The organism is Devosia sp., assembly GCF_036406155.1.
Taxonomy (GTDB): Bacteria; Pseudomonadota; Alphaproteobacteria; order Rhizobiales; family Devosiaceae; genus Devosia_A.
On record NZ_DASWVV010000168.1, the window covers coordinates 1 to 22,472 of the forward strand.

22 protein-coding genes and 1 pseudogene are annotated in these 22,472 nt (G+C 68.8%); 16 read left to right on the top strand and 7 right to left on the bottom strand.

Going from position 1 to position 22,472, the window contains the following annotated elements:
• From VGD93_RS10795 to VGD93_RS10835, 9 genes and pseudogenes are all read left to right on the top strand, one after another.
• Positions 1 to 225: pseudogene (locus VGD93_RS10795) on the top strand (hypothetical protein); the annotation flags it as partial.
• Positions 226 to 378: 153 nt separating this feature from the next.
• Positions 379 to 579, top strand: a complete 201-nt coding sequence (gene rpmI / locus VGD93_RS10800; RefSeq protein ID WP_395011919.1) for a 50S ribosomal protein L35 — start codon at positions 379 to 381, stop codon at positions 577 to 579.
• A 27-nt stretch (positions 580 to 606) separates the two neighbouring features.
• Complete coding sequence (rplT, locus tag VGD93_RS10805) at positions 607 to 1,008, top strand: 50S ribosomal protein L20 (RefSeq protein WP_395011921.1); 402 nt, start codon at positions 607 to 609, stop codon at positions 1,006 to 1,008.
• Positions 1,009 to 1,118: 110 nt separating this feature from the next.
• A complete protein-coding gene (pheS, locus tag VGD93_RS10810) occupies positions 1,119 to 2,249 on the top strand; it encodes a phenylalanine--tRNA ligase subunit alpha (protein ID WP_395011923.1) in 1,131 nt (376 codons plus the stop codon).
• Between the two features lie 5 nt (positions 2,250 to 2,254).
• Positions 2,255 to 2,887: a 3'-5' exoribonuclease domain-containing protein gene (locus VGD93_RS10815; RefSeq protein ID WP_395011924.1), complete on the top strand. Its 633-nt coding sequence runs from the start codon at positions 2,255 to 2,257 to the stop codon at positions 2,885 to 2,887.
• On the top strand, positions 2,884 to 5,307 hold the full coding sequence (gene pheT, locus VGD93_RS10820) for a phenylalanine--tRNA ligase subunit beta (RefSeq protein ID WP_395011926.1): 2,424 nt from the start codon (positions 2,884 to 2,886) through the stop codon (positions 5,305 to 5,307). Before VGD93_RS10815 ends, pheT begins: the two co-directional genes overlap by 4 nt.
• The gene (locus tag VGD93_RS10825; RefSeq protein ID WP_395011927.1) at positions 5,304 to 6,470 is read left to right on the top strand and encodes a hypothetical protein; all 1,167 of its coding nucleotides are present in this window, start codon (positions 5,304 to 5,306) and stop codon (positions 6,468 to 6,470) included. The genes pheT and VGD93_RS10825 overlap by 4 nt, the downstream gene beginning before the upstream one ends.
• Positions 6,460 to 7,713: an O-antigen ligase family protein gene (locus VGD93_RS10830; protein WP_395011929.1), complete on the top strand. Its 1,254-nt coding sequence runs from the start codon at positions 6,460 to 6,462 to the stop codon at positions 7,711 to 7,713. The genes VGD93_RS10825 and VGD93_RS10830 overlap by 11 nt, the downstream gene beginning before the upstream one ends.
• A 74-nt stretch (positions 7,714 to 7,787) precedes the next feature.
• Positions 7,788 to 8,144 (top strand): DMT family protein, encoded by a 357-nt coding sequence (locus VGD93_RS10835; protein ID WP_395011930.1) that lies wholly within the window; start codon positions 7,788 to 7,790, stop codon positions 8,142 to 8,144.
• Positions 8,145 to 8,171: 27 nt separating this feature from the next.
• On the opposite strand, the gene VGD93_RS10840 is transcribed toward VGD93_RS10835, so the two are convergent.
• Complete coding sequence (locus VGD93_RS10840; RefSeq protein ID WP_395011931.1) at positions 8,172 to 9,098, bottom strand: zinc ABC transporter substrate-binding protein; 927 nt, start codon at positions 9,096 to 9,098, stop codon at positions 8,172 to 8,174.
• 93 nt (positions 9,099 to 9,191) lie between these two features.
• On the opposite strand from VGD93_RS10840, the gene VGD93_RS10845 reads away from it, so the two are divergent.
• Genes VGD93_RS10845 through VGD93_RS10855 form a run of 3 tightly spaced genes read left to right on the top strand, consistent with a single transcriptional unit; the run spans position 9,192 to position 11,294 of the window.
• On the top strand, positions 9,192 to 10,046 hold the full coding sequence (locus VGD93_RS10845; protein ID WP_395011933.1) for an ATP-binding cassette domain-containing protein: 855 nt from the start codon (positions 9,192 to 9,194) through the stop codon (positions 10,044 to 10,046).
• Positions 10,036 to 10,851, top strand: coding sequence for a metal ABC transporter permease (locus tag VGD93_RS10850; protein WP_395011935.1), 816 nt, complete (start codon positions 10,036 to 10,038; stop codon positions 10,849 to 10,851). The genes VGD93_RS10845 and VGD93_RS10850 overlap by 11 nt, the downstream gene beginning before the upstream one ends.
• Positions 10,851 to 11,294 carry a Fur family transcriptional regulator gene (locus VGD93_RS10855; protein WP_395011937.1) on the top strand — a complete coding sequence of 148 codons (444 nt, stop codon included), beginning with the start codon at positions 10,851 to 10,853 and terminating at the stop codon, positions 11,292 to 11,294. Before VGD93_RS10850 ends, VGD93_RS10855 begins: the two co-directional genes overlap by 1 nt.
• Here the strand turns inward: VGD93_RS10855 and VGD93_RS10860 are convergent, their stop codons facing one another.
• A complete protein-coding gene (locus tag VGD93_RS10860) occupies positions 11,295 to 13,469 on the bottom strand; it encodes a putative bifunctional diguanylate cyclase/phosphodiesterase (RefSeq protein WP_395011939.1) in 2,175 nt (724 codons plus the stop codon).
• 254 nt (positions 13,470 to 13,723) lie between these two features.
• On the opposite strand from VGD93_RS10860, the gene VGD93_RS10865 reads away from it, so the two are divergent.
• On the top strand, positions 13,724 to 14,761 hold the full coding sequence (locus VGD93_RS10865; protein ID WP_395011940.1) for a Gfo/Idh/MocA family protein: 1,038 nt from the start codon (positions 13,724 to 13,726) through the stop codon (positions 14,759 to 14,761).
• Here the strand turns inward: VGD93_RS10865 and VGD93_RS10870 are convergent, their stop codons facing one another.
• Genes VGD93_RS10870 through VGD93_RS10890 form a run of 5 tightly spaced genes read right to left on the bottom strand, consistent with a single transcriptional unit; the run spans position 14,762 to position 20,019 of the window.
• Positions 14,762 to 15,607 carry a dipeptide ABC transporter ATP-binding protein gene (locus tag VGD93_RS10870; RefSeq protein ID WP_395011942.1) on the bottom strand — a complete coding sequence of 282 codons (846 nt, stop codon included), beginning with the start codon at positions 15,605 to 15,607 and terminating at the stop codon, positions 14,762 to 14,764.
• Positions 15,604 to 16,449, bottom strand: coding sequence for an ABC transporter ATP-binding protein (locus VGD93_RS10875; RefSeq protein ID WP_395011944.1), 846 nt, complete (start codon positions 16,447 to 16,449; stop codon positions 15,604 to 15,606). The genes VGD93_RS10870 and VGD93_RS10875 overlap by 4 nt, the downstream gene beginning before the upstream one ends.
• Before the next feature lie 3 nt (positions 16,450 to 16,452).
• Positions 16,453 to 17,355, bottom strand: a complete 903-nt coding sequence (locus tag VGD93_RS10880) for an ABC transporter permease subunit (protein ID WP_395011946.1) — start codon at positions 17,353 to 17,355, stop codon at positions 16,453 to 16,455.
• Between the two features lie 7 nt (positions 17,356 to 17,362).
• Positions 17,363 to 18,370: an ABC transporter permease subunit gene (locus VGD93_RS10885; protein WP_395011948.1), complete on the bottom strand. Its 1,008-nt coding sequence runs from the start codon at positions 18,368 to 18,370 to the stop codon at positions 17,363 to 17,365.
• A gap of 53 nt (positions 18,371 to 18,423) precedes the next feature.
• A complete protein-coding gene (locus VGD93_RS10890) occupies positions 18,424 to 20,019 on the bottom strand; it encodes an ABC transporter substrate-binding protein (RefSeq protein ID WP_395011950.1) in 1,596 nt (531 codons plus the stop codon).
• 327 nt (positions 20,020 to 20,346) lie between these two features.
• Between VGD93_RS10890 and VGD93_RS10895 the strand changes: the two genes are divergently transcribed.
• The 3 genes from VGD93_RS10895 to VGD93_RS10905 all read left to right on the top strand — a co-directional run.
• Positions 20,347 to 21,294: an aldo/keto reductase gene (locus VGD93_RS10895; RefSeq protein WP_395011952.1), complete on the top strand. Its 948-nt coding sequence runs from the start codon at positions 20,347 to 20,349 to the stop codon at positions 21,292 to 21,294.
• A 37-nt stretch (positions 21,295 to 21,331) separates the two neighbouring features.
• On the top strand, positions 21,332 to 21,829 hold the full coding sequence (locus VGD93_RS10900) for a hypothetical protein (RefSeq protein ID WP_395011953.1): 498 nt from the start codon (positions 21,332 to 21,334) through the stop codon (positions 21,827 to 21,829).
• A 449-nt stretch (positions 21,830 to 22,278) separates the two neighbouring features.
• Positions 22,279 to 22,472: hypothetical protein (locus tag VGD93_RS10905; protein ID WP_395011955.1), on the top strand; the 194-nt coding region annotated here is incomplete at its 3' end.

Consider the following 22,472-nt stretch of genomic DNA (forward strand, 5'->3'; position numbering starts at 1 on the left):
ACCCTGGCCGGGCTCGAGGCCATGGGCGGGATCGAGAGGCGGGACGGCGCGAGCGGCCGCTCGCCCGGGCTCCATCTCAGCGCGCGGGCGCGCGCGACGCTGCCGCGGGCCCTCGACATCGCCGCGGCGATCGACCGGCGCGCGCTGGCCGGCTACGGGCGCACCGAGCGGGCGCTGCTGCTCGACCAGCTGGCGCAGCTGGGCCGGGCCGCCTCCGGGGAGTGACGAGGGGCCGCGGGCCGGCCTTTTCGCTTGCGCTTCGGCGGCTGCGCCCCTATACAGCCGACTTCTCCGGGCCGCCCGGCCGAAAGGCATGCCGTGGCGGTTTCGAATGCGTGGTTCCGCCTGGAACCACCCTCACGTTACAGGGAATGCAAAATGCCCAAGATGAAGACCAAGTCAGGCGCCAAGAAGCGCTTCAAGATGACTGCGAGCGGTCGCGTCAAGTCCGGCGTCGCAGGCAAGCGGCACCGGCTGCTGAACCACTCCGGGGACTACATCCGCCAGAACCGCGGTACCAAGGTGCTCAGCAAGGGCGATGAGAACCTCGTCAAGTGGTACATGCCGTACAACCGCTGAACGTAGCTCCCGGAAGGAACCTGACCCATGTCACGCGTTAAAAGAGGCGTTACCGCCCACGCCCGTCACAAGAAGATCCTGAAGCAGGCCGAGGGCTATTACGGCCGCCGCAAGTCGACGATCCGCACCGCCAAGGCCGCCGTCGACAAGGCCGGCCAGTACGCCTATCGCGACCGCCGCAACAAGAAGCGCAATTTCCGCGCGCTGTGGATCCAGCGCATCAACGCCGCGGTGCGCGCCCACGGGCTGACCTATGGCCGATTTATCGACGGCCTCAGCAAGGCTGAGGTTGCCGTCGACCGCAAGGTGCTCTCCGATCTCGCGATCACGGAGCCCCAGGCGTTCGCCGCCCTGGTCGCACAGGCCAAGCAGGCGCTGGGCTATCTGGAGGAGGTCGAGGCGACCACCCATTCCAGGGTCACCGCCTAACCACCGCTGCCTTACTGAGGCCCGACCGAAGCCTTGCGCCGCCCCCGGGGGTGGCGCGGGGCTTTTGTGTTTGTTACCCATTGCCCGCTCCCGAGAAACGGAATTCTGCCATGTCCCTACAAGCCCGGATCGAAACGCTGCGCGCTGACCTGGCCGCCGCCATCGAGGCGGCCCCGGGCGCCGAGGAAGTCGAGGCGGTGCGCATCGCCGCGCTGGGCAAGAAGGGCTCGGTCTCGGCCCTGCTCGCGTCGCTCGGCACCATGGACCCCGAGGAGCGCCGGAGCGCGGGGCCCGCGATCAACGGGCTCAAGAGCGAGGTCGCGGCGCTGATCGAGGCGCGCGCCGCCCAACTGCGCGAACAGGCGCTGGCGGCGCGCCTTGCCGCCGAGCGCGTCGACGTCACGCTGCCGGTGCGGCCCGCCCCCACGACGACCGGCCGCATCCACCCGGTGAGCCAGGTGATCGACGAGATCACCGCCATCTTCTCGGACATGGGCTTTTCCATCGCCGAGGGGCCGGACATCGAAACCGACTACTACAATTTCACCGCGCTCAACTTCCCCGAGGGGCACCCGGCGCGCGAGATGCACGACACCTTCTTCATGGCCCCCGGCGCCGACGGGGTGAAGAAGGTGCTGCGCACGCACACCTCGCCGGTGCAGATCCGGGTGATGCAGAAGAGCAACGAGAAGCCGGGTGCTCCCTACCTGACGCCGGCAATGGACCCGCCCATCCGCGTGGTCATCCCCGGCCGCACCTACCGGCACGATTCGGACCAGACCCACACCCCGATGTTCCACCAGGTCGAGGGGCTGGTGATCGACAAGTCCAGCCATATCGGGCAGTTGCGCTGGGTGCTCGAGGAGTTCCTCAAGGCCTTCTTCGAAGTCGGGCACGTCACCACGCGCTTCCGGCCGAGCTTCTTTCCCTTCACCGAGCCGTCGATGGAGGTCGACGTGCAGTGCGACCGCTCCGGCAACGAGGTCAGGATCGGCGAGGGCAGCGACTGGCTCGAGATCCTGGGCTGCGGCATGGTGCATCCCAACGTGCTGCGCAATTGCGGACTCGATCCCGACGTCTACCAGGGCTTCGCCTGGGGCATGGGCATCGACCGGCTGGCCATGCTCAAATACGGCATGCCGGACCTCAGGGCCTTCTTCGACGCCGACAAGCGCTGGCTCGACCATTACGGCTTCCGCCCGCTCGACCTGCCGACGCTGTTCGGGGGGCTGAGCAGCTGAGCCAGATGAGCGAACCGGAGGGTATCACCACCTACGTGGTCACCGATATCGAGGCGGACGGGCCGAGCCCGCTCGCCAATTCCATGCTGAGCTTTGCCTCGGTCGCCTGCGACGTCACCGGCAAGGTCCTCGGCGAGTTCGAGGCCGTGCTGGCGCCGCGCCCCGACCGGCAGCCGAGCCCGGATACCATGGCGTGGTGGACGACGCAGCCGGAGGCCTACGCCGCGGCGACCGCCGATCCGGAGCCGGCCGAAACGGTGATGCCGCGCTACGCCGACTGGGTGGAGAGCCTGCCCGGCTACCACGTGTTTGCCTCGGCGCCGCTGATCTTCGACGGGCTGTGGATGGACCACTATCTCGAGATCTTCGCGGGCACGCGGGTGATGGGCGGCCCCTTCCGCACCCGCAAGATCTTCCGCGGCGGGGGCGTCTGCATCTACACCATGGCGGGGGCGCTGCGCGGCGCCGACTACCTCAAGTGGAGCATGGCCCGGGTGCCCGCCGAATGGTACGGCCACATCGAGCACACGCACAAGGCCATCGACGACGCCCGCGGCTTCGTCAACGTCCTCGCCCGCCTGTTCGCCATCTCCCAAGGCCTCGAAAAGCACGAGGCGACCGAAAGCATGTACAAATGAAGTTCACCCTCGACTGGCTCAAGGACCACCTCGAGACCGACGCCACCGCCGACCGGATCGCGGCCGACCTGACCATGGTCGGGCTCGAGGTCGAGGGCCTCGAGGACCAGGGCAAGGCACTCAAGGACTTCGTGGTGGCCAACGTCGTGGCGGCCGAAAAGCACCCCAATGCCGACAAGCTCAGGGTATGCAAGGTCGACGCCGGCACCGGGGAACTGATCGACGTGGTGTGCGGGGCGCCCAATGCGCGGGCCGGCTTGAAGAGCGTCTTCGCCTTCCCCGGTACCTGGATCCCCGGCTCGGGCTTCACCCTGACCAAGGGGGTCATCCGCGGCGCGGCCTCGAACGGCATGCTGTGCTCGGCCCGCGAACTCGAACTGGGCGACGATCACTCGGGCATCATCGAACTGCCCGGCGATGCCCCCGTCGGCACGCCCTACGCCGCCTATGCCGGCCTCGACGGCGTCGTCTTCGATCTCTCCATCACCGCCAATCGCGGCGACGCGGCGGGCGTGCTCGGCGTCGCCCGCGACCTCGCCGCCTACGGCACCGGCGTGCTCAAGAACGCCGCGGTGGCGCCCGTTCCTTCGCCGGGCGGGGCGAGCCCGATCCCCGTCGATCTGCGTTTCGGCCAAGACGAGCCGCGCGTGTGCCGCATGTTCGCCGGCCGGCTGATCAAGGGGGTGAAGAACGGCCCGTCGCCCGACTGGCTGCAGGCGCGGCTACGCGCCATTGGGCTGCGGCCGATCAATGCCCTGGTCGACATCACCAATTTCGTCTCCTTCGACCGGGCCCGCCCGCTGCATGTGTTCGATGCCGACAAGCTCACCGGCACGGTGCACGCGCGCATGGGCAGGGCTGGCGAGACCGTGCTGGCGCTCGACGGCAAGAGCTATGCGCTCGACCCCTCGATCTGCGTCATCGCCGACGACCGCGCGGCGCTCGGCATCGCCGGCATCATGGGCGGCGAGGAAACCGGCTGCACCGAGGCGACCGTCAACGTCTTCATCGAATGCGCCTGGTTCGAGCCTGAGGCCATCGCCGCCGCCGGCCGCAAGCTCGGCATCGTCTCGGACGCGCGCTACCGCTTCGAGCGCCATGTCGATCCCGAAGGCGTGATCCCCGGCATCGAACTTGCCGCGAAGCTGGTGAGCGAATTGTGCGGCGGCACGGTGTGCGAGACGGCGGTGGCCGGCGACGCCAGGGGTGCCGGAACCACGATCGATTTCCCGCTCGCCGAGGTCACGCGCCTGACCGGCCTCGTGGTGCCGCGCGAGGAGGCCGTCGGCGCGCTCACCCGGCTCGGCTTCACCGTCGAGGGCGACGGCGAGGTGGTGACGGTGCGGGTGCCGAGCTGGCGCCCGGACGTGACGCAGAAGGCCGACCTGGCCGAGGAGGTGATGCGCATCGTCGGCGTCGACAAGGTGCCGGTCGAGCCGCTGCCGCGGCTCTCGGGCGTGGCGCCGCGCATGCTGACCCCGATCCAGAACCGCCGCCGGCTGGCGCGCCGCACGCTGGCAGCGCGCGGGCTCGACGAGGCGGTGACGTGGTCGTTCATCCCCGCCGCCCAGGCCGCCCGCTTCGGCGGCGGCCAGGCCGAACTCAAGCTCGCCAACCCCATCGCGGCGGAACTGACCGACATGCGGCCCTCGCTGCTGCCCGGCCTGCTCGAGGCGGCGCGGCGCAACGACAATCGCGGCATGCCGGATCTCGCCGTCTTCGAAGTCGGCCAGGTGTTCCATTCGGCGCAGCCGGACGGGCAGCGCACCTATGCCACCGGCATCCGCGTCGGCACCGCCACGACCGACGGCGAGGGGCGGCACTGGCGCGGCGGCGCCCGCAAGGTCGACGTGTTCGATGCCAAGGCCGACCTCGCCGCCCTGCTCGACGCGCTCGGGCTCGATATCGACAAGGTGCAGCTGGTCGCCGAGCCCGCGGACTGGAGCCATCCCGGCCGGGGCGGGCGCATCCAGCTCGGACCGAAGAACGTCATCGGCTGGTTCGGGGAAATCCATCCCACGCTGCGCGCCGAGTTCGACCTGAGCGGCCCGGTAGCGGCGTTCGAAGTCGACCTCGATGCCGTGCCGGAGCCACGCCGCAGGCCGACGCGGGCCAAGCCGGCGCTGGACCTGCCGGACCTGATGCCGCTGAGCCGCGACTTCGCCTTCGTCGTCGATCGCGACGTACCGGCGGCGGCGATCCTCAAGGCGGCGCGCGGTGCCGAGAAGGCCCTGATCGCGGGCATCGACGTGTTCGACGTCTTCGAGGGCAAGCACCTGGGCGAGGGCAAGAAATCTGTCGCCATCGCGGTCACGCTGCAGCCCCGGGAGCGGACGCTGACCGACGAGGACATCGAGAAGGTGTCGGCCAGCATCGTTGCCGCGGTGACGCGGGCCACGGGGGGAGTGTTGCGCGCTTGAGCGAGGCCCGGCTGATCCGCGCCGATCATTCGCCGGCCTTCCTCGCTCCGGAAGGCACGCTCAAGCGCCTGCCGCGCCGCCCGGGCCTGAGCCGTCCGCCCGAGTTTTTCGCGCAGTTCGAGGACCGGGCCCTCGCCTATGACTGTTTCTGGCACGCCGATGGTGCGCGCATCCTGATCGTCGGCCCCCCGCCGATGAACCTTATGCCCGCGTGGCGCGCGGCGACGTACGCGGCCCTGCCTTCGGGGACGCGTCTCGCACCTGTCTTCCACGTGTCGCTGTCGACCATGATCACCGAGCTTTCCGGCGCGCCTCCGGGCACCACCGCGGTGCGGCTGACAGTGGCCGAACAAAGCTTCGAACTCGCCGTGCAGCCGAACCACGCGGCCGACTTCGCCGGGCGCAAGGTCCTGTTCACCATGAGCAAGGACAACGATCTCGCCTGGATCGCCGAATGGGCGCGCTGGCACCAGCGTCTGCACGGCACCGACGCCGTCGTGCTGTTCGACAACGGCTCGAGCCGCTACGGCACGGGCGAGATCGAGAACACGCTGCTCGGGGTGCCGGGGATCGACAAGGTCGTGGTGCTGCGCTGGCCCTACGCCTATGGCATGACCGACCCCGCCCTGCGGGTCAACCCGTTCTACATCCTGTTCCTGCAGGTCTCCTCGATGAGCGTCGCGCTGCGCCGCTTCGCCCCGGCTGCCGCCGGCCTGCTCAACTGCGATATCGACGAGCTCGTCAGTACCCCGTCCGGAACCACGATCTACGAGCTGTGCGAGCGGTCGCGGCAAGGGCTGGTGGCGATGCGCGGGCGCTTCATGGAGGCCGAGGCCGATGCCGGGGTGGCGGCGGGGCAGAGGACGCATCGTCACTACACCAGCTATCTGGCCGACCCGAAGCGGGCCGCGTCCCGGCCGAGCAAATGGATCCTCGATCCGCGCAGGCCGTGGGTGCGAAGCCTGGCGGTGCATCCCTACATGCACTGGATCGAGCGCCGACCGTGGTTCGCCAAGACGATGCCGACCGACGTGTTCTACCGACACTTCCGCGGCATCAACACCAACTGGAAACAGCCACGGACGCAGGCGCGCCACGCCTCGCCCGACGAACTGGTGCAGGATGCCGAATTTGCGCGGCTGGTCATCGCCGATGCCTTCTAGGACCGGTGGCGCCCGACCCGACCGTCTCGAGCAGGGCCTGCGCGTCGCGACACTGGCCGTGCCCCTGGCATTGTCCTGCCTGACCGGGCTGCTGACGACCTACGCGATACTGCTCCTCGCCCTGCTCGCGCTCGTCGTCGTGCTGATCCGGCAGAGAAGCATTCCCTTCGATCCCGCCGGCAAGATGTTCGCGGCGGCATTCCTGGCCATCGCGGCCCTGTTTGCGATAAGTGCCGATGCCCCTGTCGACGTGCTGCTCGCCTTCAACTTCGTTGCCTTCCTCGCCTATGCACCGCTCGCGGCGCTGCTTGCGCGCGGCGCGGCCCCGGGCAATGCGGAGACCGTGGCACGCCTGGCGCTGGCCGGCGCAGCGATCGGCTGTGCCGTCAGCCTGGTGGAGGTCTACGTGCTCGGCGCGGCGCGCGCCGGCACGTTTGCCACCGACACCATCCGGCTGGGAGATACCGCGGTACTGCTGGGCTTCCTGTCGCTCATCGGCGTCGTGCAGGCGCGGGGCAAGGCGCGCTGGCCCTACCTGCTCGGACCGATCCTTGCGGCGGTCGTGGTGCTGCTCACCGGGGCGCGCGGCGCCATGATCGCCTTCCCGATTATGGTCTCGGCGGCCCTCATCCTGCTGATCCGCAACAAATCGATCGCCGTGGCCACGGGCGTGGGGGTGCCGCTGCTACTGGCAGGGGCGGCAGTGACGGGCCTGTTCGGCAGCGCCCGCCTCGCCTCGATCATGGGGTTCGTTGCCGACATCACCGCCGGCGAGCCCATCCGCGACGATGCCATCAGAATCCGCGTCGAACTCTACAAGGCGGGCTGGGAGGCCTTCCAGCAGTCCCCGTTCACGGGGCACGGCTGGGCGCGGCTGATGAGTTCTGTCGAGCCGTTCCTTGCCGACGCGGACAAGCAGCACGCCCAGTTGCCCCATCTGCACAACGAGTTGCTCAACTTCGCCGTGTTTGGGGGACTGGCCGGCGTCGCCGTCTACCTGGGGCTGATCGCAGCACCGATCGTGCTGACACTGCGCTCGGCGCGGGATTCGCAATATGGCGCCCGCCGCTTCGGCATCCTCATGCTGACGGCTGGCTACGTCGCCATGGGGCTTCCCGACACCATGCTGAGCTTCGAGCTGCATACTGCCTTGTACGTCGTCCTCGTGGCCATCCTGCTGGCCTATTGCCGGGACGCGCCCGGGCAGGCGCCGATGCGGGCCGCCGCCGCGGCGGCGCGATAGCGCGCCCTGTCGCCACCGCAGCGGGCGGCCCCGCCATCGGCTAGACTGGGGCGTCGATTCGCTCCGGGTCCTCCATGCCGCTCCTTTCCCCTGCCGTCCTGCCGGTGCTGCTGCTGATCGCTTCCAATCTGTTCATGACCACGGCCTGGTACGGACACCTCAAGTTCCCCTCGGCGCCCATGTGGGCGGCGGTGATGGCGAGCTGGGGCATTGCGCTCGTCGAATACTGGCTGGCGGTGCCCGCCAACCGCATCGGCTACGGCACCTATACGGCGGCCGAACTCAAGACCATCCAGGAGGTGGTCTCGCTCACCGTGTTCGTGGGCTTCGCCGTCTTCGTGCTCGGCGAGAAACTGACCTGGAACCACGGCATCGGTTTCGGCCTGATCGCGCTCGGCGCCTTCTTCATCTTCAAGGGGCCGCTGCGCTAGCCGGGACCGCCCCCCGGGGCGCCGCCTTCAGCCGCCGCCGAGGTAGGCAACGAAGCCGGCGGCGAGGCCGCGCAACAGCTGGCCGTAAAGGTCCTTCCCCGGCGCAAGGCGCGCTCCTTCGGGATCGAGCTCGCCGGCTCTGGCGGCGCTGCCCTCGAGTACGGCGGCAACGATCGCCGGTTCGAACTGCGGCTCGGCGAAGACGCAGGCGACGCCGCTCGCGGCGATCCTCGCGCGCAGCTCGCTGACGCGGCGCGCCCCCGGCATGGTGTCGGGGGTGACCGTGACCGCGCCGGCGGCGGTGAGCCCGAAGCGGCGTTCGAAATACTGGTAGGCGTCGTGGAAGACGATGAACGGCTTGTCTCGGACCGGCGCCAGGGCGGCCGCAAGCTCGGTGGTGAGCGCCGCAAGGTCGGTGCGCAGGACGCCGGCATTGCCGCGGTACGCCTGTGCGTGCTCGGGATCGGCTTCGGCCAGCGTTTCGGCGATGGCCTCGCCGAGCCGCGCGGCATTGGCGGGATCGAGCCAGAAATGCATGTCCGCCTCTGCGCCGTGCGCGTCCTCGCCGTCGGCGTGGTCGTCCGCGTGCGCTTCGAAGGCGCCGCCTTCGCGAATGGGCAGCAGTTCGATGCCGGGGGTGCGGGCCAGTTCGACCACGCGGGCGCCCGCCGCCAGGCCGTCGATCGCGCCCGCGAGAAAGAGTTCGAGTCCGGGGCCGACCCAGAAGACGATGTCGGCGGCCTGCAACGCCTCGGCGTCCGAGGGCGTGAGGCTGTAGGTGTGGGGTGAGGCGGCGCCATCGACGAGCAGCGTCGGCGTGCCCACGTCCCCCATCACGGCGGCGACGAGCGAATGGATCGGCTTGATGGTCGCGACGACGCGTGGTGCCTCGGCGAGGGCGGTGGCCGGCGTGGCGAGAAGGGCAAGGAGCGCCAGGGCGGGCAGGAGACGCATGGGCAGGGCTCGCTCTCGTGGTGAAATGTTATGACATTACGTTCGACGCGTGTTATCTGATGGCAAACGGCAGGGCAAGCGGAAGAGGTGGCGATGGACGCCGGTGCGGCACACGAAACGGTGGTCGAGGTGGTGGGGGCGGGGGTCCGGCGCAGTGGTCGCTGGCTCGTGGAGGACGTCGACCTTACGGTCCGGCGCGGCGAGATCGTCACCCTGATCGGGCCCAACGGGTCGGGCAAGTCCACCACGGCCAAGCTGGTCACCGGCGTCCTCAGGCCCGATGCCGGCACGGTCACGCGCGCCCCCGGCCTGACCGTCGGCTACGTGCCACAGAAGCTAGCGATCGACTGGACGTTGCCGCTGAGCGTCAGGCGGTTGATGACGCTGACCGGCGCCTATCCGGCGGCGGAGGTTGCCGCCGCACTGGCGCTGGTCGGCATCACGCATCTCGCCGACGATGCCGTGCAGCACCTTTCGGGCGGCGAATTCCAGCGGGCGCTTCTGGCGCGGGCCATGATCCGCCGGCCCGACCTGCTGGTGCTGGACGAGCCCGTGCAGGGCGTCGATTTCTCCGGCGAAGTGGCGCTCTACGACCTGATCAAGTCCATCCGCGACGAAACGCGTTGCGGCGTGCTGCTGATCAGCCACGATCTGCACGTGGTGATGGCCGAGACCGACACGGTGATCTGCCTCAATGGCCATGTCTGCTGCCGGGGGACGCCGGCCTCCGTGGCCCGCAGCCCCGAATATCTCGCCCTGTTCGGCGCCCGCGCCGCGGCGACGCTGGCCATCTACCAGCACGAGCACGACCATACGCACCTGCCCGATGGGCGCATCCGCGAGGCCGACGGGCGGGTGGTGGCGGCGCACGAGCACGCACACGACCACCGGCCCACTCCGGCGCCCGCCGCCGCTGGTGCCGACAAGGATTATCGCCATGCTGGATGACTTCTTCACACGGGCGCTGCTGGCCGGCATCGGGCTGGCGCTGGTCGCCGGGCCCCTGGGCTGCTTCATCGTCTGGCGGCGCATGGCCTATTTCGGCGACACCATGGCGCATTCGGCCCTGCTCGGGGTGGCGCTGGCCTTCCTGCTCGAGATCAACCTGACCCTTGCCGTCTTCCTCGTGGCGGCCGCGGTTTCCGTGCTGCTGCTGTTGCTGCAGCGGCGCCAGCAGCTGTCCACGGACGCGCTGCTCGGCATCCTCAGCCACTCTACGCTCGCCATCGGCCTCGTCATGGTCGCCTTCATGACCTGGCTGCGCTTCGACCTCATGGGCTTCCTGTTCGGCGACATCCTTGCCGTCACCACCACCGACATCGCGCTGATCTGGGGCGGCGGGGCGCTGATCCTCGCGCTGCTCGCGCGTTTGTGGCGGCCGCTGCTGGCCGGCACGGTCAGCCCCGACATCGCCGAGGCCGAGGGGCTCAGGCCCGGGCTGTCGCGCGTCGTCTTCATGCTGCTGCTCGCCAGCGTCATCGCCATCGCCATGAAGCTGGTCGGGGTGCTGCTCATCACCTCGCTGCTCATCATCCCGGCGGCGACGGCGCGGCGGCTGAGCGCGACGCCCGAGCAGATGGCTGTCATTGCCTCCGTGCTGGGCAGCGTGGCGGTCGCCGGCGGCCTGTTCGGGTCGCTGCACTACGACACGCCGTCGGGCCCCTCGATCGTGGTGGCGGCGCTCGTCCTCTTTCTCGTCTCCATCGCGGTCCCGGCCTGGCGCCGGAACCGGCCGCAGCCTGGAGTGGACTGATGGGCCATTCGCACGACACCCCCCACCACGGGCAGCCCCGACCGCTGACGCGCAACCAGGACCTGGTACTGCAGACGCTCAATCACGCTGCTGCGCCGCTGTCCGCCTACGACATCCTCGACCGGCTGCGCGACGCCGGGCTACGCGCCCCGCTGCAGGTCTACCGGGCGCTCGACAAGCTGATCGACCTGGGGCTGGCGCACCGGCTGGAATCGCTCAACGCCTTCGTGTGTTGTGCCGGGGCCGAGGCGCATGCCCATCCGGGCGGCGGCGCCGCTTTCGCCATCTGCTCCGATTGCGGCCGCGTCGACGAGTTCGCCGACGCGGCGCTGGACCGGCGACTCATCGGCTGGGCCAGCCGCCACGGCTTTGCCCCGCAGCGCACCACCATCGAGTTGCGCGGCGTGTGCGCCGCGTGCCGCAAGGATGCGGCGCCGCGGTAGCTAGGCGGTCTTGCGGGCCGTGTCGCGCGCCTGCCCGGCGAGCAGGCGTTCGAGCCCGGCGAGCGGCAGCGGCCGCGAAAACAGGTAGCCCTGGAATTCGCGGCAGCCCAGCCGGGTGAGCGCCGCCACTTCCTCGCGCCGCTCGACGCCTTCCACCGTCACCGCCAGGTCGAGGGCGAAGGCGAGCACCATGTTGGACTCGACCAGTGCCGCCTTCACCGGATCGAGGTCGACGCCCTCGATCAGCGAGCGGTCGAGCTTTACCCGGTCGAAGCTGAACTGGCGCAAGTAGCCGATCGAGGAAAAGCCGGTGCCGAAGTCATCGAGCGCAATGGCGATGCCGCGGCCGCGCAGTTCCTCGATCACCGCCTTGGCCCGTTCCGGCTGGGCGAGCAGGAACGATTCGGTGATCTCGAGCTGCAGCCGCTCGGGCGGGAAGCCGGTGTCGTGCAGGATATCGTCGATGCGGCGCGACAGTCGCAGGCTGCGGAACTGCACGGTGGACACGTTGACCGACAGCTTGAGCCCGGGGAAACGCGCCGTGTCCCGGCAGGCGCGGCGCAGGGCGAACAGGCCCAGCTCCTCGATCAGGCCGGACTGCTCGGCGGCGGGGATGAATTCGCCCGGCGACAGCCGGCCGCCGGCACGCCGGTTCCAGCGCAGCAGCGCTTCGACCCCGACGACGGCCCCGGAGCCGAAATCGACGATCGGCTGGTATTCGAGGTCGAACTCGTCGGCGTCGAGGCCGCGGCGGATGTCGGCCTGCAGCGCCAGGCGGCGTTCGAGTTCGAGGCGCAGCGAGTCGTCATAGACGATGACGTGATTGCCGCCGGTCTCGCGGGCCCGCTGCAGGGCGGCGTCGGCCATGCGGATGGGGCCGGAGGCACCGGCGCGGTCGCACGCGGCGTCGGCGACGCCGATGCTGGTGCCCAGCTTGAACCGCAGCGCGTCGACCGCCACGGGTTCGCTCATCAGGGCGAGCACGGCGCCGGCGAACTCGCGGATCAACTCGCCGGCGCCGGGGCCGATCCGGCACAGCGCAAACTGGTCCGGGCCGGTGCGGGCGAAGATCGCCTGCCCGCCGGTGACGACGTCGATGTCGTCGGCGATGCGGTCGAGCAGCCGGTCCGTGGTTTCCCGGCCATAGGAACTGGTGACGTCGCGCAGGCCATCGAAGCCGATGAGCGCGACCGAGACGTCCGTTTCCCCGTTCCTCGGCACCAGCCGGGCCAGCGTTTCCTCGAGCCCGAAGCGATTGAACAGGCCGGTGACGGCATCGTAGCGGGCGCTGTACCAGTCGCGTTCGTCGAGTTCGGCGCGGCGCTCCACCGAGCTGCGGAAGGCCAGCAGCACCGCCGCGGTCAGCATGCCGATGCCGAGCAGCACGATGGTGGCGATGCTGGCGGCATTGCGAAAGGCCGGGTCGCCGGGCCTGAGCGGCCGCCACACCAGCAGGCCGACGCTGTCTCCCGCGGCATCGATCAAGGGCGTCGACGCCTCGTCCGCATAGGCGGCGTGCGTCAGCCGCGGCAGCGGAATCTGGAAGCGGGCGGAGTACTCCTCCAGCAGCGGCGCATCGATATGCTTGGCCAGCCACAGTACGCGCCGTTCCGTCGAGGCGACGGGTACCTGACCGGCATTGCCGTGCACCACCGCTGCGGCCAGAGCGGCTATGCCCGAGCGGCCGTCCGTCAGCCCGGCGGCATGGGTATCGTCGCCGGCCGCCTCGACGCTCTTGTTGAGGCCGCCATAAATTGCCCGCGCCGCGCCGAAATGATCGGCGATGTTGCCGGTGAGGCGGCCGCGGTTGCTTTCGCCGAAGATGATCTCGCCTTCGGCGTTGGTGACGACGGCGGTGTCGTAGCCGCTGCCCTGGCGCGCCGTCGTGCCCCAGCTGCCGTCGAGCCAGGCCGGGTTGAAGACGACATAGGTGTTGAAATAGGCCTCGGTCCAGGTGGCCTCGTCGACGGTGACCTCGCCGAGTTGGCGCACCAGCGAGTCGAGCGCGGCGGTGATGGCCTTCTCACCGCGGTCGGCGTCGATGCGGTTGAGGTCTGAGGTCATCAGGGCAAGGGTGAACAGCACCAGGGCGCAGATCGCCACGTAGACGAGCGCCGTCGGCAGCGCCACCCAATAGGTGAAGGTCTTGAGTGGGTTTGAGCGGGGGCCGGGCAAGTCCCGGGGCTTCCGGGCGGGCTCCTTGCCGATGGCCGCTTGGGCGTCTGTTGTCATCGGCAGAGCAGGCAATTACCACCAGTCGAGTGCATGCGACGCTAGGCGCCGCGCCTTAATTTGGGCTTAAGCCTGACGTGCAAAAAAATGCGTCGGGCCGGGAACCAATCGTCCGGTGCGTCGCTGGCGGCACGGGGCTCTTGCGGGCCACCGTTGCGGCCGCAGATGAGCGGGCGATCCGTGCACGGGAGGCGGCCATGGGAGCGGAGCGGCGGTTCGGCATTGGCGTGGTCGGCGCCGGCATGGCGGCGCGGCCGCATGTCCTCGCGCTCGCCGCCCTGCAGGGGCTGGTGGAGGTGCGCGGCGTTTATCGCCGCGACGCCACTGCAAGAGCGGCGTTCTGCGCCGAATACGGCCTGCCGCCCGCCGACAGCGTGCAGGCGCTTCTGGTGGACCCAATGGTCGACGCCCTCCTGGTCCTCACCCCGCCCAACGCCCGCCAGGAGGTGGTGGCCGCCGCAGCGCGGGCGGGCAAGCACGTGCTCATGGAAAAGCCGGTGGAGCGCACCACGGCGGCCGCCGAGCGCCTGGTCGAGGTTTGCTCGGCCGCCGGCATCAAGCTGGGCATCATGTTCCAGCACCGCTTTCGGCCGGCGGCACGCCGGCTCGCCGCGCTGCTGCAGGAAGACGCCCTGGGTGCGCTGCAGGTGGTGCATCTCGCCGTGCCGTGGTGGCGGCCGCAGGCCTATTACGACCAGCCCGGACGCGGCACGCTGGAGCAGGACGGGGGCGGCGTGCTCATCACCCAGGCCATCCACCAGCTCGACCTGATGCTGAGCCTCACCGGCCCGGTCGCCAGCGTTGCGGCCATCGCCGCCACCACCGGCATGCATCGCATGCAGACCGAGGACTTCGTCGGTGCCGGCCTGCGTTTCGCCAGCGGTGCCGCCGGGGCGCTGATGGCAACGACGGCACTCTTTCCCGGCGGCGCCGAGACCCTGGTGCTGGGCTGCGAGCGGGCCACCGCGACGCTGGGCAGCGGCACGCTCACGCTCGACTGGCTCGACGGACGCCACGAGCACTTCGGCGGCGAGCCGGTGGCCTCCGGCGGCGGCGCCGACCCGATGGCCTTCCCCTTCGCTTGGCACAAGGCGGCAATTGCCGAGTTCGTCGCCGCGGTGCGCGCCGGACGCGAACCACTGCCCAGCGGGCGCGACGCGCTCGCTGCGCACCGCCTCATCGACGCCCTACTCGCCAGTTCGCGCGAAGGACGCGAGGTGCGGGTCGTGCGCTAATCAGGCCGGTTCGGCGGCTGCCGCCTTGCGCGCCAGCCGGGCCCGAATGCTGTCGACGTCGGCGCGCGGCGTCGCGGCGAACAGCGTCCGCGTATAGTCGTGCTGCGGATTGGCGAAGACCTCGTCGCGCGGGCCGTATTCGACGACCTCGCCGAAATACATGACCATGACGTCGTCGGCGATGTAGCGCACCACCGACAAGTCGTGGCTGATGAACACGTAGGTGAGGGCGAACTCGTCCTGCAGGTCGGCGAGGAGGTTGAGGATCTGCGCCTGCACCGACAGGTCCAGCGCCGATACCGGCTCATCCAGCACCAGCAGGGACGGATTGACCATCAGTGCCCGGGCGATGGCGATGCGCTGGCGCTGGCCGCCCGAAAACATGTGGGGATAGCGGTTGAAGTGCTCCGGCTTCAGCCCGACCTTGAGCAGCATCTGCATGGCCCGGTCGCGCCGTTCGGCGGCCGGCAGTGCTGTATTGAGCAGCAGGGGCTCGGCCAGCACGTCACCTATCTTCTGGCGCGGGTTGAGCGAGCCGTAGGGATTCTGGAAGACGATCTGCACCTTGCGGCGCATTTCCTTGCTGAGCCCATGCCGGGCGATGTCGACGCGGTTGCCCTCGATCAGCAACTCCCCTGCGGTGGGGGCGTCGATCATGGTGATGATGCGCGCCAGCGTGGACTTGCCGCAGCCGGACTCGCCGACCACCGCCAGCGTCCTGCCCTTCTCGACCGAAAAGCTTACGCCCTTGACCGCGTGCACCGTCCTCGCGCCGCTGAACAGGCTGCCGCCGATATGGTAGTCGCGAACGAGGCCGCGAGCCTCGAGAACCACCGGGGCGCTCATCGGGCCGGCTCCAGATCGTCGAGCGAAAAGTCGGCGATCACCGGCAGCCGGTCGCCGACCGCCTTTTCCGGCAGCGCCGCCAGCAGCGCCCGGGTATAGGGGCTCTTGGGCGCCTCGAACAATTCGAGCACGCCGGCCTCCTCCATCTTGTGGCCCTTGTACTGCACGACGACGCGGTCGGCGGTTTCGGCGACCACGCCCATATTGTGGGTGATCATGATCAGCCCCATGCCGTGGTCCGCCTGCAGCTGCATCAACAGGTCGAGGATCTGCTTCTGGATGGTGACGTCGAGCGCGGTGGTCGGCTCGTCGGCGATCAGCAGCTTGGGATTGCAGGCGGTGGCCATGGCGATCATGACGCGCTGGCACTGGCCGCCCGACATCTGGTGCGGATAGGCCCGCAGGCGCTGTTCCGGATCCGGAATGCCGACGGCGGTGAGCAGTTCGATGGCGCGGGCGCGGCGGCCGCGCGCATCGAGGCTGGTGTGCTGTGCCAGCATCTCCTCGATCTGGAAGCCGACGGTGAAGCAGGGATTGAGGCTCGCCATCGGCTCCTGGAAGATCATGGCGATGTCCTTGCCGATGATGCGGCGGCGCTCCTCGGGCCTCAGCGCCAGCAGGTCGCGGCCTTCGAAGGCGAGCCGGTCGGCGCTGACGGTGGCGGTCGGCGGCAGCAGGCCCATCACCGCCAGCATCGCTACCGACTTGCCGGAGCCGCTCTCGCCGACGATGGCGAGGACCTCGCGCGCATCGACATGCAGGTCGATGCCCTTGACGGCGAAGAACTGGCCGACCGAGGTGTCGAAGGAGACGGTCAGGTTCCGGATTTCGAGCAGAGGCATGGCTCAGCTCCGCTTGAGCTTGGGGTCGAGCGCGTCGCGCAGGCCGTCGCCTATGAGGTTGATGGCGAGGACGGTGATGAGGATGGCGAGCCCCGGGAAGGTCACCACCCACCAGGCGCGCAGGATGAACTGGCGCGCCTCCGCCAGCATGGTGCCCCATTCCGGCGTCGGCGGTTGCGCCCCCAGCCCGAGGAAGCCGAGGGCCGCGGCATCGAGAATGGCAGTCGAGAAGCTCAGCGTCGCCTGCACGATGAGCGGGGCGAGGCAATTGGGCAGGATGGTGCGGAACATCAGCCGGAGGTGGCCGGCGCCGGCGACGCGCGAGGAGACGACGTACTCCTTGCCCAGTTCGCCCAGCACGGCGGAACGCGTCAGGCGTACGAAGTGCGGCTGCAGCACCAGCGCGATGGCGATCATGGTGTTGATCAGGCCGGGGCCGAGGATGGCCACCAGCACCAATGCCAGCAGCAGCGACGGGAAGGCGAGGATGAGGTCCATGACGCGCATCAGCACGGTGTCGACCCAGCCGCGGAAATAGCCGGCGAGCAACCCGAGGATGATGCCGCTGGTGAGCGACAGGATCACCACCACCGTGCCGATGAGCATGGAGAAGCGGGCCCCGTGGATGAGCCGCGAGAAGATGTCGCGCCCGACCGGGTCGGTGCCGAGGAAGAATTCCGGGCGCCCGCCAGCCCAGGAGGGCGGCACCAGCAGCGCGTCGCGGTACTGCTGGATCGGCGAGTGCGGGGCGATCAACGGCGCCACCAGGGCAGTGATGACGAGCCCGACAAAGACGACGAGGCCGATCACCGCGCCGCGGTTGACGGAGAAATAATACCAGAACTCGCGCAGCATGGCGCCGCGGGGGCTGGGCATGTCGGTGGCGGTGGGGACGCGTTCGGTCATGGCGGTCCTACTGGTGCCTGATCCGCGGATTGATGAGACCGTAGAGCAGATCCACGAACAGGTTGACGAACATGATGACCACGGCGATCAGCAACAGCCCGGCCTGGACGACCGGGTAGTCGCGGCGGGAGATGGCGTCGATCATCCATTTGCCGATGCCCGGCCACGAAAAGATGGTCTCGGTCAGAATGGCGCCGGCCATCATCACGCCCACCTGCAGGCCAATGGTGGTAACGACCGGGATCATGGCGTTGCGGAAGGCATGCAGCCCGATCACGCGCAGCGGCGACAGCCCCTTGGAGCGCGCCGTGCGCACGTAGTCGTCGCCCAGCACCTCGAGCATCGCCGAGCGCGTCTGCCGGGCGATGACCGCCAGCGGGATGGTGCCGAGGGTGACGGTGGGCAGCACCAGATGGTGCAGCGCCGACTGCAGCGCCCCCTTCTGCCCCGAGAGCAGCGCATCGATGGTCATGAAGCCGGTAACCGGCGGGAAGAAGTACATGAGCGAGATGCGGCCGGACACGGGCGTCCAGCCCAGTACGCCGGAGAACAGGATGATGAGCAGGAGGCCGAGCCAGAAGATCGGCATGGAATAGCCGACCAGCGCCGTGCCCATGGTCACCTGGTCGAACCACGAGCCGCGGCGGACGGCGGCAAGGATGCCGGCGGGGACGCCGACCAGCACGGCGAACAGCGTCGCGAACAGCGACAGCTCGACGGTCGCCGGGAACAGCGTGAGGAAGTCGCGGATCACCGGGCGCTTGGTGGAGATCGAGGTGCCGAAATCGCCCTGGAAGATGCCGACGAGGTAGTCCCAGTATTGCACCCAGATCGGCCGGTCGAAGCCGAACTGGGCCATCAGCGCCTGGTAGCGCTCGGGGCTGACGCCGCGCTCGCCGGCGAGCAGCAGCACGGGATCGCCCGGCAGGACGCGGACGAAGGCGAAGGCCACGATCGTGATCCCGATAAAGGTCGGAATGACGACAGCAAGGCGGCGGAACAGGAAGCGCAGCATCTAGGATTGGCCCGGGCGCCGCATGCTGGCGGCGCCCGGGCTCTCGATCCGGATTATTCGGCGATATCGACGCCGTCGAAGGCGTGCGTGCCCTTGGGATCCATGACGTAGCCCGTGACCTTCTTGGACATCGGCATGAAGACCACCGAGTGGGCGATCGTGGCCCACGGCGCTTCGCGCTTGAACACGACCTGCGCCTCCTCGTAGAGCTTGGTGCGCTCGGCCTGGTCGGAGGTGACCTTCGCCTTCTGGATCAGGTCGTCGAACTCCTTGTTGCACCACTGCGCGCGGTTGGCGCTGCCGACGGCATCGCAACCGAGCAGCACGGCGAGGAAGTTGTCCGGGTCGCCGTTGTCGCCGGTCCAGCCGAGCAGCACGGCGCCGTCCCGATCGATGGCCGAGGACTGGGCGAGATACTCACCCCATTCCATGGAGACGATCTCGGCGGTGACGCCGACGGCCGCGAAGTCGGCCTGGATCAGCTCAGCCATGCGCCGTGCATCCGGGTTGTAGGGACGTGCCACCGGCATGGCCCAGATCTTCATGCTGAGGTTGCTCACCCCGGCATCGGCCAACATCTTCTTGGCGGCTTCCGGATCGTACGGATCGTCCTGGATGGCGTCGTTGTACCCCCACATGGTGGGCGGGATCGGGTTCTTGGCCGCGACGCCGGCGCCCTGGAACACGGCGTCGAGGATGGCCTGCTTGTTGATGGCCATGTTGAGGGCCTTGCGCACCTCGACCTTGTCGAACGGCGGCATCTGGGTGTTGTAGGCGAGGTAGCCGATATTGAGGCCTTCCTGCTCCATCACCGTCAGGTTCGGGTCGGCCCGGAGCATGTCGAGGTCGGCCGGGTTGGGGTAGGGCATGACGTGGCATTCGCCCGCCTGCAGCTTCTGGGCCCGCACGGCGCCGTCGGTGGTGATGGCGAAGACCAGGTCGTCGATCGGCTCGACGCCGCCCCAGTAGTCATCGAACGAGGCGTAACGGATGACCGCGTCCTGCTGGTAGTTGACGAACTGGAAGGGGCCGGTCCCGACCGGCTGGGTGTTGAGCAGTTCCTTGGTGCCGGCGGCCTCGAGCTTGTCGGCATATTCCTTCGACAGGATCGAGGCGAAGTCCATGGCGAGGTTGGCGATGAACGGCGCCTCGGGGCGGTTCAGCACGAACTTCACGGTATAGTCGTCGACCTTGACGATGTCCTTGAGGAGGTCGCCCATCGACATGGAGTTGAAGTATTCCCAGGAGATGCCGGCGCTGTAGGCGTACCACGGATGGTCGGCCTTCCACTGGCGCTCGAACGAGAAGACGACGTCGTCGGCGTTGAATTCGCGGGTCGGGGTGAACCAGTCGGTGGTGTGGAACTTGACGCCGTGGCGCAGCTTGAAGGTGTATTCGAGGCCGTCGGCGGATACTTCGTAGCTCTCGGCGAGGCCGGGCTCGGTCTCCGACGACCCCTTCTTGAACTGCACGAGGCGGTTGTAGATCGGCCGCGAGGAGGCATCGAAGGTGGTGCCCGCGGTATAGGGGGCGGGATCGAAGCCCTCGGGCGAACCCTCCGAGCAATAGACCAGTGTCTTGGCGTAGGCGCTTCCCGACAGCACCGCCACGAAGGCAGTCGCCGTCATCAGAGTTTTCATCAATTTCATGATGTTGGTCTCCCTAGATTTTTGCGCTTGCGGCTTTGCGCCGACAAGCTTGGCGGGCAGGAAAGCGTTTTTTGCAGCCCCGCGCAACGAGAATAACTCTCCCTCCGACCGTTGCGGTACCGCGCCGGGCGGTGCCCCGGGTCCCGGATGCGCGGGCCGACGCCCTCCTGCCACCCGCATCGCAGGTTTTGACCAATCGGTCAACGCCGCGTCGCAAGCGTCACCGCCGCCTGCGGCGGGGTGGCAGCTTGGCAAACGATGGCGTTGCCATCTAGGGTCGTGCCACCTCCCCTTCCTCAAGCTTTCACGACATCTGCGGAGACTGCCATGACCAAGCGCCGCCTCGGACGCTCCGATCTCTTCATCGAGCCGTTGGTGGTGGGTACCAATTCCGTCGGCTGGACGGCGGACGAACCGACCTCCTTTGCGGTGTTCGACGCCTTCGTCGCCGAGGGCTTCAATGCGCTCGATACCGCCGATTCCTACTCGCGCTGGGTACCGGGCAACGACAGCGAGAGCGAGAAGATCATCGGCCGCTGGATGCGCGAGCGTGGCAACCGCGACAAGGTGCTGATCTTCACCAAGGTCGGCTCCGACGTCGGCCAGGGGCGCCGCGACCTGTCGGCGCGCCACATCGAAGAAGCGGTGGAGGCCTCGCTCAAGCGCCTGCAGACCGACTATATCGACCTCTACCAGAGCCATTGGCCGGACCCTGAGACGCCGCAGGAGGAGACCCTGCTGGCGCACGACCGGCTGATCAAGGCCGGCAAGGTCCGCTTCATCGGCGTCTCCAACCACGACGAGACGCTGCTCGCCGAGGCCCTGGCGACCTCGGCGCGGCTCGGTATCGCGCGTTACGAGACCGTGCAGAACGAGTTCAACCTGTATGCCCGCAACAAGTTCGAGGGCCCCGTGCAGGACATCTGCGTGCGCGAGCAGATCTCGTGCATCCCCTATTACGGTCTCGCCTCCGGCTTCCTGTCCGGCAAGTACCGCACCGAGACCGATGCCGCAAAGAGCGTGCGCGGCAAGGGCATTGTCGCCAAGTACCTCAACGAGCGGGGGCGGCGCATCCTTGCGGCGCTCGATGCGGTGTCGGCGCGCACCGGCGCGGCGCTGGCCGAGATCGCGCTCGCCTGGGTCGTCGCGCAGCCCGGCGTCGCTGCCCCGATCGCGTCGGCGACGTCGCTCGAGCAGGTGCGCAGCCTCGTGCGCGGGGCACGCCTCAAACTCGAACCGGCCGACCTTGCGGCATTGACCGAGGCCGGACGCTGACTTGCACCTGGCGACGATCGGGGGGACACTCGGCGTCATGTTGAAGCCCGTCCCGGTCGCCGCCCTGGTCGTGTGGCTTGCCGCGCCGCTGTCGGCGCAGGAGGCCGGCTGGCATTACTCCCCGCTCGATGGCGAGGGCGACCGGGCGGCCCTCGGTTGCGCCTATGGTTCGGATGCCGCCATGTTTACCTGCCTCGCGGTGCGCTGCGAGGACGATTTCTCGGTGGGGCTCCATATCCACACCAGCCGGCTCGGCGGCGATGCCGGGGCCTGGCGGCTCGACATCGACGAGACCAGCTTCGCCTTGCGGGCCGAGCCGGAGGGCTCGCCCTATCATGCCCGCGTCGCCGGCGATGTCGGCCCGCTGCTCGACGGGTTGCGCAATGGCGCCGTCGCCTATCTCGAGCCGCAGGCGGGCGCCCCCGTGCACCGCAACGGCATTTCGCTCGCAGGCTCTCTCTACGCCATCAACCAGGCGCTGTATTTCTGCACGCCCAGAACACCAAACGGAACGCTGGAGCGGCCGGCCGGCTGACCCCGCTTCCGCCTCGCCGCCGCGGTCCGGCGGCGGTGCGCCGGGTGCCGACCGATCGCTGCGGCGCTAACGCGCTGGCAAGTCTCGCCAACTTGGACGCAAACCGGAGAGGGCATGAAACCGAAACGCTCCCCGCGCGTTGTTTCGTCGTTCAGCCCGGCTGCGCGCGCCACCGCGCCGGCAGCCGGATGGCGGGGGCCTGGGGCGATGTGGACAGGACCGGGGGCAAGTATTGACAAAATGGTTTTCGCAACGGCTGGTCCTCGCGCCGGGAGCGGCGGCCGATGCGGCCGTCCATGCGCGGCAGGCAAGGCCGTGATGTGCATCCGCCAGCGGCACCAGGGGCTTGATCGAAGTCAAATCATCTGGCCCGCGGCGGTATGGATAGTGTGGACGCAACTGTCCCTTACGATGTTCTTACAGTAGTGAAGCCAACTGGAGATCGAAGAATGAACCGCAATACATGGTATTGGATCATCGGCATCCTCGTCGTGATCGTCATCGTCATTTGGGTGTATTTCGCCAACCAGCCGCCGGCGACGACGGTAACTCCGCCCGCCGCGACGACAGAGGCCCCGGCAACCACCGAGACCCCCGCCCCGGCACCGGCAGCGCCGGCGACCACGCCCGAGGCCCCGGCCGC

Coding starts and splice junctions, on each gene's coding strand:
- rpmI (WP_395011919.1), top strand. CDS start 379: ATGCCCAAGATGAAGACCAAGTCAGGCGCCAAGAAGCGCTTCAAGATG.
- rplT (WP_395011921.1), top strand. CDS start 607: ATGTCACGCGTTAAAAGAGGCGTTACCGCCCACGCCCGTCACAAGAAG.
- pheS (WP_395011923.1), top strand. CDS start 1,119: ATGTCCCTACAAGCCCGGATCGAAACGCTGCGCGCTGACCTGGCCGCC.
- VGD93_RS10815 (WP_395011924.1), top strand. CDS start 2,255: ATGAGCGAACCGGAGGGTATCACCACCTACGTGGTCACCGATATCGAG.
- pheT (WP_395011926.1), top strand. CDS start 2,884: ATGAAGTTCACCCTCGACTGGCTCAAGGACCACCTCGAGACCGACGCC.
- VGD93_RS10830 (WP_395011929.1), top strand. CDS start 6,460: ATGCCTTCTAGGACCGGTGGCGCCCGACCCGACCGTCTCGAGCAGGGC.
- VGD93_RS10835 (WP_395011930.1), top strand. CDS start 7,788: ATGCCGCTCCTTTCCCCTGCCGTCCTGCCGGTGCTGCTGCTGATCGCT.
- VGD93_RS10840 (WP_395011931.1), bottom strand. CDS start 9,098: ATGCGTCTCCTGCCCGCCCTGGCGCTCCTTGCCCTTCTCGCCACGCCG.
- VGD93_RS10845 (WP_395011933.1), top strand. CDS start 9,192: ATGGACGCCGGTGCGGCACACGAAACGGTGGTCGAGGTGGTGGGGGCG.
- VGD93_RS10850 (WP_395011935.1), top strand. CDS start 10,036: ATGCTGGATGACTTCTTCACACGGGCGCTGCTGGCCGGCATCGGGCTG.
- VGD93_RS10855 (WP_395011937.1), top strand. CDS start 10,851: ATGGGCCATTCGCACGACACCCCCCACCACGGGCAGCCCCGACCGCTG.
- VGD93_RS10865 (WP_395011940.1), top strand. CDS start 13,724: ATGGGAGCGGAGCGGCGGTTCGGCATTGGCGTGGTCGGCGCCGGCATG.
- VGD93_RS10870 (WP_395011942.1), bottom strand. CDS start 15,607: ATGAGCGCCCCGGTGGTTCTCGAGGCTCGCGGCCTCGTTCGCGACTAC.
- VGD93_RS10875 (WP_395011944.1), bottom strand. CDS start 16,449: ATGCCTCTGCTCGAAATCCGGAACCTGACCGTCTCCTTCGACACCTCG.
- VGD93_RS10880 (WP_395011946.1), bottom strand. CDS start 17,355: ATGACCGAACGCGTCCCCACCGCCACCGACATGCCCAGCCCCCGCGGC.
- VGD93_RS10885 (WP_395011948.1), bottom strand. CDS start 18,370: ATGCTGCGCTTCCTGTTCCGCCGCCTTGCTGTCGTCATTCCGACCTTT.
- VGD93_RS10890 (WP_395011950.1), bottom strand. CDS start 20,019: ATGAAATTGATGAAAACTCTGATGACGGCGACTGCCTTCGTGGCGGTG.
- VGD93_RS10895 (WP_395011952.1), top strand. CDS start 20,347: ATGACCAAGCGCCGCCTCGGACGCTCCGATCTCTTCATCGAGCCGTTG.
- VGD93_RS10900 (WP_395011953.1), top strand. CDS start 21,332: ATGTTGAAGCCCGTCCCGGTCGCCGCCCTGGTCGTGTGGCTTGCCGCG.